This is a genomic window from Raineyella sp. (assembly GCF_034933565.1).
Lineage (GTDB): Bacteria > Actinomycetota > Actinomycetes > Propionibacteriales > Propionibacteriaceae > Raineyella.
Window position 1 is genome coordinate 47,213 of the sequence record NZ_JAYFNG010000013.1, and the last position, 12,634, is coordinate 59,846.

The 12,634-nt window shown below is 70.8% G+C and carries 12 protein-coding genes and 1 tRNA gene; 8 read left to right on the top strand and 5 right to left on the bottom strand.

Going from position 1 to position 12,634, the window contains the following annotated elements:
* Positions 1 to 30: 30 nt before the first annotated feature.
* The 6 genes from VB059_RS04640 to VB059_RS04665 are packed head-to-tail and all read left to right on the top strand — an operon-like array spanning position 31 to position 4,684.
* On the top strand, positions 31 to 462 hold the full coding sequence (locus VB059_RS04640; protein WP_323420856.1) for a heme-binding protein: 432 nt from the start codon (positions 31 to 33) through the stop codon (positions 460 to 462).
* On the top strand, positions 459 to 1,322 hold the full coding sequence (locus VB059_RS04645) for an IclR family transcriptional regulator (RefSeq protein WP_323420857.1): 864 nt from the start codon (positions 459 to 461) through the stop codon (positions 1,320 to 1,322). Before VB059_RS04640 ends, VB059_RS04645 begins: the two co-directional genes overlap by 4 nt.
* A gap of 44 nt (positions 1,323 to 1,366) precedes the next feature.
* Positions 1,367 to 2,167 (top strand): 2-keto-4-pentenoate hydratase, encoded by an 801-nt coding sequence (locus tag VB059_RS04650; RefSeq protein ID WP_323420858.1) that lies wholly within the window; start codon positions 1,367 to 1,369, stop codon positions 2,165 to 2,167.
* A 3-nt stretch (positions 2,168 to 2,170) separates the two neighbouring features.
* Positions 2,171 to 2,962 carry a 2-keto-4-pentenoate hydratase gene (locus tag VB059_RS04655; protein ID WP_323420859.1) on the top strand — a complete coding sequence of 264 codons (792 nt, stop codon included), beginning with the start codon at positions 2,171 to 2,173 and terminating at the stop codon, positions 2,960 to 2,962.
* Positions 2,962 to 3,174: a 2-hydroxymuconate tautomerase gene (locus tag VB059_RS04660; protein WP_323420860.1), complete on the top strand. Its 213-nt coding sequence runs from the start codon at positions 2,962 to 2,964 to the stop codon at positions 3,172 to 3,174. Before VB059_RS04655 ends, VB059_RS04660 begins: the two co-directional genes overlap by 1 nt.
* Before the next feature lie 40 nt (positions 3,175 to 3,214).
* Positions 3,215 to 4,684 (top strand): 2-hydroxymuconic semialdehyde dehydrogenase, encoded by a 1,470-nt coding sequence (locus tag VB059_RS04665; RefSeq protein ID WP_323420861.1) that lies wholly within the window; start codon positions 3,215 to 3,217, stop codon positions 4,682 to 4,684.
* A 170-nt stretch (positions 4,685 to 4,854) separates the two neighbouring features.
* Here VB059_RS04665 and VB059_RS04670 read toward each other — a convergent pair whose 3' ends face one another.
* Complete coding sequence (locus VB059_RS04670) at positions 4,855 to 5,577, bottom strand: ABC transporter permease (RefSeq protein WP_416339501.1); 723 nt, start codon at positions 5,575 to 5,577, stop codon at positions 4,855 to 4,857.
* A 232-nt stretch (positions 5,578 to 5,809) separates the two neighbouring features.
* The gene (locus VB059_RS04675) at positions 5,810 to 7,231 is read right to left on the bottom strand and encodes a S1C family serine protease (RefSeq protein WP_323420863.1); all 1,422 of its coding nucleotides are present in this window, start codon (positions 7,229 to 7,231) and stop codon (positions 5,810 to 5,812) included.
* Between the two features lie 129 nt (positions 7,232 to 7,360).
* On the opposite strand from VB059_RS04675, the gene dnaG reads away from it, so the two are divergent.
* Positions 7,361 to 9,361 (top strand): DNA primase, encoded by a 2,001-nt coding sequence (gene dnaG / locus VB059_RS04680; protein ID WP_323420864.1) that lies wholly within the window; start codon positions 7,361 to 7,363, stop codon positions 9,359 to 9,361.
* A 110-nt stretch (positions 9,362 to 9,471) separates the two neighbouring features.
* Complete coding sequence (locus tag VB059_RS04685; protein WP_323420865.1) at positions 9,472 to 10,209, top strand: sigma-70 family RNA polymerase sigma factor; 738 nt, start codon at positions 9,472 to 9,474, stop codon at positions 10,207 to 10,209.
* A gap of 150 nt (positions 10,210 to 10,359) precedes the next feature.
* On the opposite strand, the gene VB059_RS04690 is transcribed toward VB059_RS04685, so the two are convergent.
* The 3 genes from VB059_RS04690 to VB059_RS04700 all read right to left on the bottom strand — a co-directional run bounded on the left by VB059_RS04690 (position 10,360) and on the right by VB059_RS04700 (position 12,623).
* A tRNA-Asn gene (locus VB059_RS04690) sits at positions 10,360 to 10,435 on the bottom strand.
* A 161-nt stretch (positions 10,436 to 10,596) separates the two neighbouring features.
* Positions 10,597 to 11,181 (bottom strand): hypothetical protein, encoded by a 585-nt coding sequence (locus VB059_RS04695; protein WP_323420866.1) that lies wholly within the window; start codon positions 11,179 to 11,181, stop codon positions 10,597 to 10,599.
* Entirely contained in the window at positions 11,178 to 12,623 is a 1,446-nt protein-coding gene (locus VB059_RS04700) for a trehalose-6-phosphate synthase (RefSeq protein ID WP_323420867.1), read from the bottom strand. The genes VB059_RS04695 and VB059_RS04700 overlap by 4 nt, the downstream gene beginning before the upstream one ends.
* Positions 12,624 to 12,634: the final 11 nt, after the last annotated feature.

Below are 12,634 nucleotides of genomic sequence, written 5' to 3' on the forward strand. Positions count from 1 at the left end.
GACCCGTACGCCTCGGAAGGAGTCACCCCCGTGTCCATCACCCGCCCGCAGACCGTCATCTCGCTCGATGGAGCCCGGACAGCGATCGCCGGGGCGGTCGCCCGGGCCACCGAGCTGGGCGTCGCCGTCAACATCGCCGTCGCGGACGCCGGGGGCAACCTGGTCAGCTTCGACCGGATGGACGGGGCGGCCCTGATGTCGGCCTCCATCGCGCAGGACAAAGCCATCTCGGTGGTCTCCTTCAAGGGGCTGCCCACCCACCAGTGGTCGGAGCTCTTCGCGGGTGACGACGCTTCGGTCGGCCAGGGCATCCCGCACCGTCCCGGCCTGGTGATCTTCGGCGGCGGCATCCCGATCGTGATCGACGGCGAACTGGTCGGTGCCGTCGGCTGCTCCGGCGGCACCTCGGAGGAGGACCGGCAGATCGCCGAGGCAGGCGCCGCGGCGGTGCTCGGTCGATGACGGCCGTGGCAGCGGGCAAACAGACCGAGAGCAGAACGGCGTCGACAACGACCGGGCCGAGCAGGACCTGGGAGGTCACCACGACGGCGCGCTCCCGCAGCGACCGCCAGGAGCCCCGCAGCGGTGAGCTGAAGTCCGTCGGCACCGCCCTCGACGTCCTGGAGTGCTTCTCCGTCGACGGGGAGCTCGGCGTCTCCGACATCGCCCGCCGCCTCGACATCGCCAAGAGCACCGCACACCGGCTGCTCACCACCATGGCCTCGCGACGGATCGTCGAGCAGAACCCGCACACCGGGCGCTACCGCCTCGGCATCCACCTGTTCGAGCTGGGGCACCTGGCCCAGGCGCGGTTCGACCTGCGCCAGGTCGCGATGCCGACCATGCTCGAGCTGAGCCGGCAGACCGGCTACGTGGTCAACCTCTCGGTCCCCGACGGCGCCGACGTCGTCTACATCGAACGGCTGGAGATCGGCGCGGGGGCGAAGCTGCTCGCCAAGTCCGGGCGCCGGCTGCCCAGCCACGTCACCAGCTCCGGCAAGGTGATGGCGGCGTACAACCCGGACGCGGCCCGGGCCCGGACCGAGGCGGGCTTCCCGCCCCGGGTCAGCCACACCATCCGCAGTCGTACGGAGTGGGAGGCGACCCTCGACGAGGTGCGCCGGCTCGGCTACGCCCATGCCGACCACGAGTCGTACGAGGGCATCTCGACGGTGGCGGTGCCGCTGCTGGACCTCCAGCAGCACGCGTACGCTGCGCTGTCCCTGCTCGGGCCCAACGAACGACTGGCCCCCCAGGTGCCGACGCTGGCCCGCCTGCTGCACACCGCGGCCCAGCGGATCAGTCGTTCCCTCGGGCGCTGACCCGCCCACCTCGCAAGACCGACAACCGACGGAAGGAGAAGAACGTGGATTCGATCAGCCGGACCAGCGCCGCGGAGGCGCTGCTCGAGGCCAACCGCAGTGGGGTGTCGATCCCGCCGTTGCGGGAGACCTACCCCGACCTCAGCATCGAGGACGCCTACGAGATCCAGATGCTGACCGTGCGCAGCTGGCTGGCCGAGGGCCGCACCGTGGGCGGCTACAAGGTGGGGCTGACCTCTCCGGCGATGCAGAAGCAGCTGGGGGTCGCCCAGCCGGACTTCGGCCACATCTTCACCGACCAGTTCTACCTCGAGAACATGCCGATGGACCTCAGCGGGCACATCCTGCCCCGGGTCGAGCCGGAGATCGCCTTCGTGCTCAAGGAGGACCTGCAGGGCCCCGGGGTGACGGTCGTCGACGCGATCCGCGCCATCGACTACGTGCTGCCGGCCCTGGAGGTCGTCGACTCGCGCGTGCGTGACTGGGACATCCGGATCGGTGACACCGTCGCCGACAACGCCTCCGGCGGCGGCGTCGTGCTGGGCTCCACGCCCAGCTACCTCGGCGACCTCGATCTGCGGCTGGCCGGCTGCACCATGCACAAGAACGGCAAGGTCGTCGGCACCGGTGCCGGCGGCGCCGTCCTCGGCTCGCCGATCAACGCACTGGTCTGGCTCGCCAACACCGTCGGCCCGCTCGGCACCACCCTGGAGGCCGGCAAGGTCGTGCTGCCCGGCTCGGTGACGAAGATGGTCCCGGTCGGCCCGGGTGACCGGGTGACCGCCAACTTCGGCGGACTCGGTTCGGTGACCGCCCTGATCGCCAACACCCCGAAGGAGAACTGACCCATGGCCTGGGATTACGAGAGCGTCGCCGCGGAGCTGCTCGCCTGCGAGGACGAGGTCCGCGACCGCGAACCGATCAGCGACGAGTGGCCCGAGCTGGCGAGCGACGTCGCCGGGGCGTACGGCATCCAGGACGCCAACCTGGCCAAGCGCCTCGCCCGCGGGGAGAAGCTGATCGGCGTGAAGCTGGGGCTGACCTCCCGCGCGAAGCAGCAGCGGATGGGCGTCGACATGCCCTTCGTCGCCTGGCTGACCGATGCGATGATCCTGCCCGCCGGCGACCCGGTGCCGCAGGACCGGCTGATCCACCCCCGGATCGAGCCCGAGCTGGTCTTCGTGATGAAGGACCGGCTCGAGGGGCCGGGCGTCACCGCCGCCCAGGCGATGGCCGCTGTCGGCCAGGTCCAGGGCGGTGGCGAGGTGATCGACTCCCGCTACAAGAACTTCCGCTTCACCGCAGGTGACGTGATCGCCGACAACGCCTCGTCCGGGGCCTTCTCCACCGGCCCGATCGCGGTCCGGCCCGAGGACGTCGATCTGTCCACCGAGGCGGTCCTGGTCGAGGTCAACGGCGAGATCGTCGACTCCGCCACCGGCGCCGCGGTGCAGGGCCACCCCGGCGAGGCGCTGGCGCTGGCCGCCAACGACCTCGCCAAGCGCGGCCTGGCGATCGAGGCCGGCTGGATCGTGCTCACCGGCGGCATCACCGACGCCTACTTCGCCACCCCCGGCACCTCCATCGCCTTCCACTTCACCAACCTCGGGTCGGTGCACTTCCACAGTGGTGATGAGTGATGCCGCTGATCGAATGCACCCTCACCGAGGGACGGACCCCCGAGCAGCTCCGGGCCCTGATCACCCAGCTCACCGAGGCCGCGGTGACGGCGGTGGCGGCTCCCAAGGAGAGCATCCGCGTCGTCATCCGGGAGATCCCGAAGACCCACTTCGCGGCCGGTGACGAGACGATCGCCGAGCGACAGGCCCGGCGGGCGGCCGCGCAGGGCTAGCACCCCACAGACCAGCAGCACAGACAGGAAACAGGCACCCATGCACAAGGTCATCACGCCGCGCAACGTGGCCAACTTCATCAACGGCCAGTACGTCGAGACCGGCGACACGTTCGATGTCCTCTACCCGGTCACCGGCGAGGTCACCGCGCACGTCCACACTGCCGGCCAGGCCGAGGTGGACGCCGCGGTGGCGGCCGCCCGGGCCGCGCTGAGCGGTCCGTGGGGCCAGCTCACCACCGATCAGCGGATCGAGCTCGTCCTCGACATCGCCAACGGCATCACCAAGCGGTTCGACGACTTCCTCGAGCTCGAGGTCCTCGACACCGGCAAGCCGTACTCGGTCGCCTCCCACGTGGACATCCCGCGTGGCGCCGCGAACTTCAAGGCCTTCGCGCACACCCTCAAGGAGCACGCGACCGAGACCTTCCGGATGGACACCCCCGACGGCAACGGTGCCTGGAACTTCGGCGTCCGCCGCCCCCGTGGCGTCATCGGCATCATCTCGCCGTGGAACCTGCCGCTGCTGCTGATGACCTGGAAGGCCGGCCCCGCCCTGGCCATGGGCAACACCGTCGTGGTGAAGCCTTCCGAGGTCACCCCGTCCACCGCCTCGCTGCTCGGCGAGGTGATGAACGAGGTGGGCGTGCCGGCCGGTGTCTACAACGTGGTGAACGGTTTCGGCAGGACCGGCGCGATGATCACCTCGCACCCGGACGTCGACGGGATCACCTTCACCGGTGAGACCGTGACCGGCTCGATCATCATCAAGGCGACCGCCGACACGCTGAAGGCCACCTCGATGGAGATGGGCGGCAAGAACGCCGGCATCGTCTTCGAGGACGCCGACCTCGACCTGGCGGTCAAGGAGCTGGGCCGGTCCTGCTTCCTCAACACCGGCCAGGTCTGCCTCGGCACCGAGCGGGTCTACGTCCACGAGTCGATCTTCGGTCAGGTCCGTGACCGGCTGAAGGACTACGCCGAGAACGAGCTGACGTACGGCTACCCCGACGACGACGCGATGAACTTCGGCCCGGTGGTCTCCGATGAGCACCGCGACAAGGTGCTGTCGTACTACCGTCTCGCCGAGGAGGAGGGCGCCACGGTGGTCACCGGTGGCGGCGCCCCGACGTTCGGCGACGAGCGTGACGGTGGCTCCTGGGTCGAGCCGACCATCTGGACCGGTCTGGCGCACGACTCGCGCGTCGCCACCGAGGAGATCTTCGGCCCGGCCGTCGCGCTGATCCCGTTCACCGACGAGGACGAGGTGATCAGGCTCGCCAACGACACCAAGTACGGTCTGTCGGCGACCTTCTTCACCAAGGACATGTCGCGTGCGCTGCGGGTCGCCCCGCAGCTCGAGGCCGGCATCGTCTGGGTGAACTCCTGGTTCCTCCGCGACCTGCGCACCTCGTTCGGCGGCATGAAGCACTCCGGCATCGGCCGCGAGGGCGGCGTGCACGGCCTGGAGTTCTACACCGAGATCTCCAACGTCTGCATCAAGATCTGACCCTTGACCGAGATCTGACCCCGATCGCCGGACCCGGTCCGGTGTTCGCCAGGAGGGCGACCCGCTGCGGCGAGGTCGCCCTTCTGGCGTCTGGGGCGCGTCCGGGATGACAGGTCCGGGGCGCAGGTCGCGGGTCTCGGGTCGGGGGCAAGCAGGGCCAGGCGTGCCGGTCAGGGACGCAGGCTCGCCTTCAGGTCGGGCGGCAGCAACTTCCCGGCGGCGGCCAGCCGTTCCACCAGCACCGCGACGCCGGCGTTGGCGGCCATGATGCCGATCAGCACCAGCAGCTGGGAGGCGCCTGCCTGGATGGGGGAGCCGCCGCCGAGCAGAACACCGATGAACGCGCCCGGCAGGGTCACCAGCCCGACCGTACGGGTGGTGTCGATGTTGGGCATCAGGGCCTCGGCCGTCCCCGGGTGGATGATCTGACGGATGGCCCAGGGCCGTTCGAAACCGAGCGCGAGGGCGGCCTCGTACTGCCCGCGTTGCTCCCGCAGCGCCGGGAAGGCGCGGCGGGTGACCAAGGTGTGCGCGTTCATCGCGTTGCCGACGATGATACCCACGATCGGGATGATCGCCGCACCGTTCCACGGCGATGCGCCGGACAGGAAGATCACCGCGGCGACCGGCACGATGCCGCCCGCGATCGCCACCGCTACCCAGCCGATCGCGTTGCGGACCCCGGCCCGGCCCGCGGCCGTCCAGGTGGCGATGCAGAACATCAGCAACACGAACAGCAGCGCCGACCAGACGTACCGTACGGCGGCCACGATGATGAACGAGACCACGGCCAGCTGCAGGACCGCCCGCACTGCGGCGATCACCTGCTGGCGGGCCAGGCCCAGCTCACCGAGGCGGGACAGCAGCACCGACAGGGCGACGAGCGCCACCAGGGCGATGGCCAGCCCCCAGCCCAGATCGACAGTCACGCTGTCACCCTACTCACGCGGGTGGGCAGGGTGACGCGGCGGCCACGGCGCACCGGTCACCTCTGCCGACAGGGCTCCTGTCGGTGAGGGTCATGTGCCGGTGAGGGTGACCCTGTGGCCGAGGATCACGTGCCGGTGAGGATGACCCTGTGGCCGAGGATCACGTGCCGGTGAGGGTGACCCTGCCGGTGAGGGGTCACTTGCCGGCGAGGGTCACCTTGATCTGCTGGGTGGTGGCGTCGCGGCTGACGTCGAGGGTGACGGTGTCGCCGACCTGTTGGCTGCGGACCCGGGCGGCCAGGCTGACCGATCCGGTGATCGGCACCCCGTCCATGCCGGTGATGACGTCGCCCGTCCGGACGCCGCCCTTGGCGGCCGGTGACCCTGAGCTGACCGATTTGACCTCGGCGCCGACGACCTGCTGGCCACCGACGGTGCTGACCCCGTCAGTGGTGGAGACCCCGAGCAGGGGCGTGGTGGCGCTGCCCTTGTTGATCAGCTCGTTGGTGACCGCCCGCACCTGGTCGGCACGGATCGCGAAGCCGATGCCGATGTTGCCGGACTGGCTGTTGGAGGAGCTGCCGAGCGTGGCGATCGACGAGGTGAGGCCGATCAGCTGGCCCGAGGCGTTGACCAGGGCACCGCCCGAGTTGCCCGGGTTGATCGCGGCGGAGGTCTGGATCGCGTCGGTGACCACGGTGGTGTCGGCCGACTGGGTCTGCCCCTGGGAGAACGGGGACTGCTGCTGGTTCTCGCTCGACGACGACCTGACCGGCCGGTGCAGGGCCGAGACGATGCCGGTGGTCACGCTGCCGGACAGCCCCAGTGGATTGCCGATCGCCATCACCGGGTCGCCCACCGCCACCTTGTTGACGTCGCCGAAGGCGATCGGGGTGAGGTCGCTCGGCGGATCGGTGAGCTTGATCACCGCCAGGTCGGTGCCCGGGTCGGTGCCGACGATGGTGGCCTTGTGGATGGTGTTGTTGTTCAGGGTGACGCTGATCTGTCCGTTTTGGCCGCCGCTCACCACGTGGTTGTTGGTGGCGATGTGGCCCTGCGTGTCGAGGATGACCCCCGACCCCTCCGCCCCGTTGTTGCCGGACGTGACGGTGATCGAGACCACGGCCGGTTCGACGGACTTCGCGACCGTCGCCCAGTCGACGGCCGTGCCGTTGCCCTGGACCACCGGGGTGGTCGTGCCGCCCGTCACCACCTGGTTGTTCATGCCGGTGGCGGCCAGGGTGGCCGCCGAGCCGACGCCGCCGCCGAGCAGCGCGCCGACCAGGACGAGGGCGACCAGCCGGCCGGATCCGCTCCGCGGCTTGTGGGGCGGCTGCAGCTGGCCGGGGCCCGGCGTCGGGGCGGCCGCCTGACCGCTGGCCGGCCACTGCGGCGAGGACTGCCACGGCGGGCCGTACGGGGCCTGGGGCTGTCCGTAGGGGGTCTGCGGTTGTCCGTACGTGGTCTGTCCGTACGGGGCCTGTCCGCGCCCGGCTGCGTGGGTCTGGTCCTGGGCACTCTCGGGGGCGGGTGCGGGCCGCTCGCCCGGGGTCTGACCGGGCGTCGGTGACCCGCCGGCGGGCTGTTCGAACGATGGGGGACCGGGGTGCTCCGACATTGTTCTCCTCCAAGATCGCAGGACGCTTGCTCTGACCACCATGTTCGCCGCTGATTCAAGGAAGCTGATGGTTTCCTGTGCGCTGCTTGAGAACGGCGGCGGTGGACCGGCCACGTACACTGACACCTTGTGGCAGGCCGGATCAATGAGGAGGATATCGCCCTGGTGCGGGAGCGCGCCCGGATCGATGACGTGGTGAGTCCGTACGTGACGCTGCGGCGTGCCGGCGCCGGGTCGCTCAAGGGGTTGTGTCCCTTCCACGACGAGAAGACCCCGAGCTTCCAGGTGACCCCCGCGCGCGGGCTCTACTACTGCTTCGGCTGCGGCGAGGGCGGGGACGCCATCACCTTCCTGCAGAAGAAGGAGAACCTGTCCTTCGTCGAGGCGGTCGAGCGGCTGGCCGACCAGTTCAACGTGCAGCTCCGCTACGTCGACGACGGTGGCCGCACCTCCGACTCCGGCAATCGGCGCCGACTCACCGAGGCGAACCGGCTCGCGGCGGAGTTCTTCGCCCACCAGCTGACCACCCCGGACGCGCTCGAGGGGCGGCGTTTCCTCGACGGCCGCGGCTTCGATCGGCAGGCGGCCGAGCATTTCGGGATCGGCTTCGCGCCGCGCGGCGGCCGCGACCTGCACAGCTTCCTGCGGCAGCGGGGGTTCCGCGACGAGGAACTGGTGCGGGCCGGCCTGGTCCGGGAGAACGGCGGCTGGGACTTCTTCCAGGGCCGCCTGATCTGGCCGATCCGCGACGCCGGCGGCGTGGTGCTCGGGTTCGGGGGCCGGCGGCTGTTCGACGACGACCGGTTGCCGGCGAAGTACATCAACACCCCCGAGACCACCGTCTACAAGAAGTCGCACGTGCTGTACGGCCTCGACCTGGCCCGCCAGCCGATCGCGAAGAAGTCCCAGGCGGTGGTCGTGGAGGGCTACACCGATGTGATGGCGGCGCACCTGTCCGGGGTCGACACCGCGGTCGCGTCCTGCGGCACGGCGTTCGGCGACGACCACGCCCGGATCCTGCAGCGGTTGATCGGTCAGACCTCGGCCACCCAGGGCGAGGTGGTCTTCACCTTCGACGGCGATGCGGCCGGGCAGGCAGCGGCGCTGAAGGTCTTCCGGGGCGACGAGAATTTCATCACCCAGACGTACGTCGCGGTGGAGCCGCACGGCTGGGACCCGTGCGACCTGCGGATCAACGAGGGTGATGCGGCGGTGCGGGAGCTGATCGGCCGCCGGGTGCCGCTGTACCGCTTCGTGATGGACAACGTGATCGCCGAGTACGACCTGGATCGCGCCGACGGGCGGCTGGCGGCGCTGCGGGCCGCGGCCCCGCTGGTCGCCGCCATCCGGGACCGTTCCCTGGTGGCGGCGTACGTCCACGAGCTGGCCGGGCTGCTCGGGATGGACGTCGAGGAGGTCCGCCGGGAGGTCGCCCGGGCCGAACGCGGCGGGCAGGGCGCTCGGGGTGGCCGCGGTGACCAGGGCAGCCCCGGCGGTAGGGCCCAGCAGGGCGGCCGGGCCCAGCAGGGCGGCCGCGGCGGGGCGCGCGATGCCGGCCCCGCCGAGCCGGCGGTCGGCGCCGACCAGCTCCAGCCGGCCCCCGCGGCGGCGACGCTGCTGCCGCTGCCCGACCCGCGCGACCCGGCGCTGGTGATCGAGCGGGGCACGGTCCAGTTGCTGGTCCAGGTGCCGTGGACGTTCAGCGTCGACTGGGGCGGGCTGGAGTCGGACGATTTCGTGCACCCGGCCTATCGGCGGATCGCCCAGACCGCGCGCCTGGTGTTCGCGATGTACGGGGAGCCGGCCGGGGTGCTGCCGGAGGGCTTCGACACGACCACCTGGATGCAGCTGATCCGGGAGGGCTGCGACGACGCCAACGCCGAGCAGGTGCTGATCGCCCTGTCGGTCGAGCCGCTGTTGCGTGATCCGGATCCTCTCTATGCCGACGCGTACGCGGCCCGGCTGCAGCTGCAGCGGGTGAACGAGGCGATCGCCACCCTCAAGGGCCGGATGCAGCGCACCAACCCGCTCGAGCACGCCGAGGAGCACCGGCAGATGTTCACCGACCTGCTGGCCTGGGAGACGGCCCGCAAGGACCTGCAGGCGCGATCGGTGGCCGTGCCGGACTGAGTGGTCCTGCCGGACTGATCCGTCCACAGGGGGAATGGGCCCGGCCCGATCCGTCCACAGCCGACGGTCGAGCGGGGACGACACGCCGGGCACGGCCGGAGGCTGGGGCCATGAGCTACCTGCGCACCGACGAACCACGACTCTCCGCCGACGAGGAACGCGACCTGGCCCGCGCGATCGAGGCCGGGGTGATCGCCCGCCATCTGCTCGACGCCGGCGGGCCGTGCCTGCAGGCCGGGCCGGACGAGCTCCGGGCCGTGGTCGACCTGGGCACTCGGGCCCGCGCCCGCTTCCTGGCCGCCAACATCGGACTGGTGGTGCACCTCGTCCGCCGTGACGCCGGCCCCTCGGTCGCGGAGCGGGACGACCTGGTCCAGGAGGGATGTCTCGGTCTGGCGGAGGCGCTCGAGACCTTCGACTGGGCCAGGGGGACGCGGTTCTCGACCTGGGCCGTGCCGTACGTCCGGCACCGCATCGCCGAGGCCCGTCGGCTCGAACGGGGCGGCATCCGGATCCCGGTCCGGCGTCTGCGGGCGGCCGCGGCCGCAGGCGAGCAGGTGGTGAGCACCGCGTCCATCCATGGGGACGAGGAGCTGGAGGCGACCTGGTGGCGCGACGACACGACCGACCCCGACGACGGTCCCGGCCGCGAGGAGCTGGTCCAGGGCTGGCGGGGGCTCAGCCGCGAGCAGCAGGCCGTGCTGGCCCACCGGTACGGCCTGGTCGATGACGCCGCCAGGACCCAGGTCGCCACTGCGGCCGCGCTGGGGCTGCCGGTGAAACGGGTCCGGGCCACCGAGGAGGCGGCCCTGGCCCACCTGCGCGAGGTCTGCCTGGCGGGGCGCTGACCGCCCGGCTCGGTGGCGTGGGCGGGTCGGGCTCGGTGGCCGGTGCTGATCCGCTCCTGTTCGTCGTTCCCGACGCTGCGCGTAGGTTGCGCGCGCTGGAAACGAAGAACGCCCCGACAGGGTGTTCACCCTTGTCAGAGCGTGTTTTCGTGGCTCCCCCGACTGGACTCGAACCAGTAACCCTTCGATTAACAGTCGAATGCTCTGCCAATTGAGCTACGGAGGATCAGGCACCTGCAGGCGCTGGCGCCGAGAAAGAACATTAGCATCGGATGCCCGAGGCACCAAATCGAGGCCGTCCGCCGCAGGGTCGTTACCCGCGTACGGGTCGTTCATCGACGATGCACCCGGTGACCGGCGAGGTGCTCAGTCGTCCCCCCACGGCGTTCACCCACCGTACGGGTCATAGTCGGCCTTCAGCTCGGCGAGCGCGGCTTCCGCGGCCTCCCGCGCACCGGGGTCGGACCAGCGGGTGCCCTTGTTGAGTGAGGCATGCCACTCGAGCACGGCCCCGCCGGTGCCGAGGACGCGGCGTCCCACGACGATCACGCCGTTCTTCGTACCGGGCACCGGCACCTGGCGGCGGACCATGATGCTGGCCTCGACCCGTTCCCTGAACAGCTCGGGCAGGCTGCCCGGCTCCTCGAGGGGCAGCGCGCCCCGACCACCGTCGTAGTCGATCCAGGTCAGGCGGCGCTCGTCCTTGTCCCAGCCGCCGCGGACGATGCGGTGCCAGGCCAGCACCTGCCAGCCGGTGCCGTCGTCGTACACGAGGTGGCCGGGGAAGCCGAGCGCATAGTGCTCACCGCGCCGTCCCCAGGCCAGCATCCGCGTGCCGTCCGGGCCCACCGGGCTGACCGTGCCGTCCGGACCCAGCGGGCCGCTCTGCTCCGACACTCCGGCGGAGGCCACCAGCGCTTCGGCGGCGGCCCGACGCACCTGTGCGGGGAGCGTCTCGCGTCGCCACTTCATGCCTGGGGGTCCGTCGAGGTCGTCTGCGGGGCCGGCACCGCGGCCAGATCGTCGAGGAACGACGCGGCCCAGGCCTCGATGTCGTGGGTGAAGACCTGCCGGCGCAGGGCGCGCATCCGTCGGCGCTTGTTCTGGACGGTGTCGTTCATCGCCAGGGTCATCCCGTGTTTCATGCTGTTGATGTCGTACGGGTTGATCATGTACGCCTGCCGCAGCTCACCCGCCGCGCCGGCGAACTCGCTGAGCACCAGCGCCCCGTCGGTGCCGCTGCGGCAGGCCACGTACTCCTTGCAGACCAGGTTCATCCCGTCCCGCAGCGGGGTCACCACGCACACGTCCGCGGTCGTGTACATGGCGGCCATCTCGGTCCGGGGGACGGAGGTGTGCAGGTAGGTGATCGCCGGGCGGCGCAGGTCGCCCAGGTCGCCGTTGATCCGCCCGACGAGCATGTTGACCTCGTCGCGCAGCCGCTTGTACTCCTCGACCCGCTCCCGCGACGGGGTGGCCACCTGCAGGAAGGCGGCCTTGCGCGGATCGATGACGCCCTCGGCGAGCAGCTCGCCGTAGGCCCGCAGCCGGTGGTAGATGCCCTTGGTGTAGTCCAGCCGGTCGACGCCGAGGAAGAGCACCTCCGGGTCGCCCAGCTCGTGACGCAGCTCGCGGGCCCGGTCCTGCACCGGCCGGGAGCGGGCGAGGGCCTCGAACCCCTTGGCGTCGATGGAGATCGGATACGCCTTCGCCCGGGTGGAGCGTCCGCTGGGCAGGGTGACGACCTCGCGGTGGGTCTCCATCTTCATCCGGTGCCGGCAGATCCGGGTGAAGTTCTGCGCCCCGCCGGGGGTCTGGAACCCGATGATGTCGGCCCCGAGCAGACCCTCGATGATCTGCCGGCGCCAGGGCAGCTGCTGGAACAGCTCGACCGGGGGGAACGGGATGTGCAGGAAGAACCCGATCCGCAGGTCCGGTCGGCGCCGGCGGAGCATCTGCGGCACCAACTGGAGCTGGTAGTCCTGCACCCAGACGGTGGCCCCCGGCGCGGCCACCTGCGCCGCTGCCTCGGCGAACCGCTCGTTGACGGCGTGGTACGCGTCCCACCACTCCCGGTGGTACTCCGGCTTGGCCACCACGTCGTGGTACAGCGGCCACAGGGTGCCGTTGGAGAAGCCCTCGTAGTAGTCCTCGATCTCCGCGGCGCTGAGCGGCACCGGGACGAGGTGGTAGCTGTCGTAGTCGAACGGGTCGAGCGTCTCGTCGGGCGCGCCGACCCAGCCGACCCAGGCGCCGTGCCGCTCCTGCATGACCGGCTCCATGGCGGTGACCAGACCGCCGGGTGATGTACGCCATGATGTGGTGCCGTCAGCGTCGGTCGTCCGGTCGACCGGGAGCCGGTTCGCGACGACGACGAAATCGGCCTGATCGTACTGCGGTGCTTCTTCTGACATGTGCGATCAAC

Excerpts from the sequence above, each read along its gene's own strand:
- VB059_RS04675 (WP_323420863.1), bottom strand. The coding sequence starts at position 7,231 with ATGTCGGAGCACCCCGGTCCCCCATCGTTCGAACAGCCCGCCGGCGGG.
- VB059_RS04660 (WP_323420860.1), top strand. The coding sequence starts at position 2,962 with ATGCCGCTGATCGAATGCACCCTCACCGAGGGACGGACCCCCGAGCAG.
- VB059_RS04685 (WP_323420865.1), top strand. The coding sequence starts at position 9,472 with ATGAGCTACCTGCGCACCGACGAACCACGACTCTCCGCCGACGAGGAA.
- VB059_RS04695 (WP_323420866.1), bottom strand. The coding sequence starts at position 11,181 with ATGAAGTGGCGACGCGAGACGCTCCCCGCACAGGTGCGTCGGGCCGCC.
- VB059_RS04645 (WP_323420857.1), top strand. The coding sequence starts at position 459 with ATGACGGCCGTGGCAGCGGGCAAACAGACCGAGAGCAGAACGGCGTCG.
- VB059_RS04700 (WP_323420867.1), bottom strand. The coding sequence starts at position 12,623 with ATGTCAGAAGAAGCACCGCAGTACGATCAGGCCGATTTCGTCGTCGTC.
- VB059_RS04665 (WP_323420861.1), top strand. The coding sequence starts at position 3,215 with ATGCACAAGGTCATCACGCCGCGCAACGTGGCCAACTTCATCAACGGC.
- VB059_RS04655 (WP_323420859.1), top strand. The coding sequence starts at position 2,171 with ATGGCCTGGGATTACGAGAGCGTCGCCGCGGAGCTGCTCGCCTGCGAG.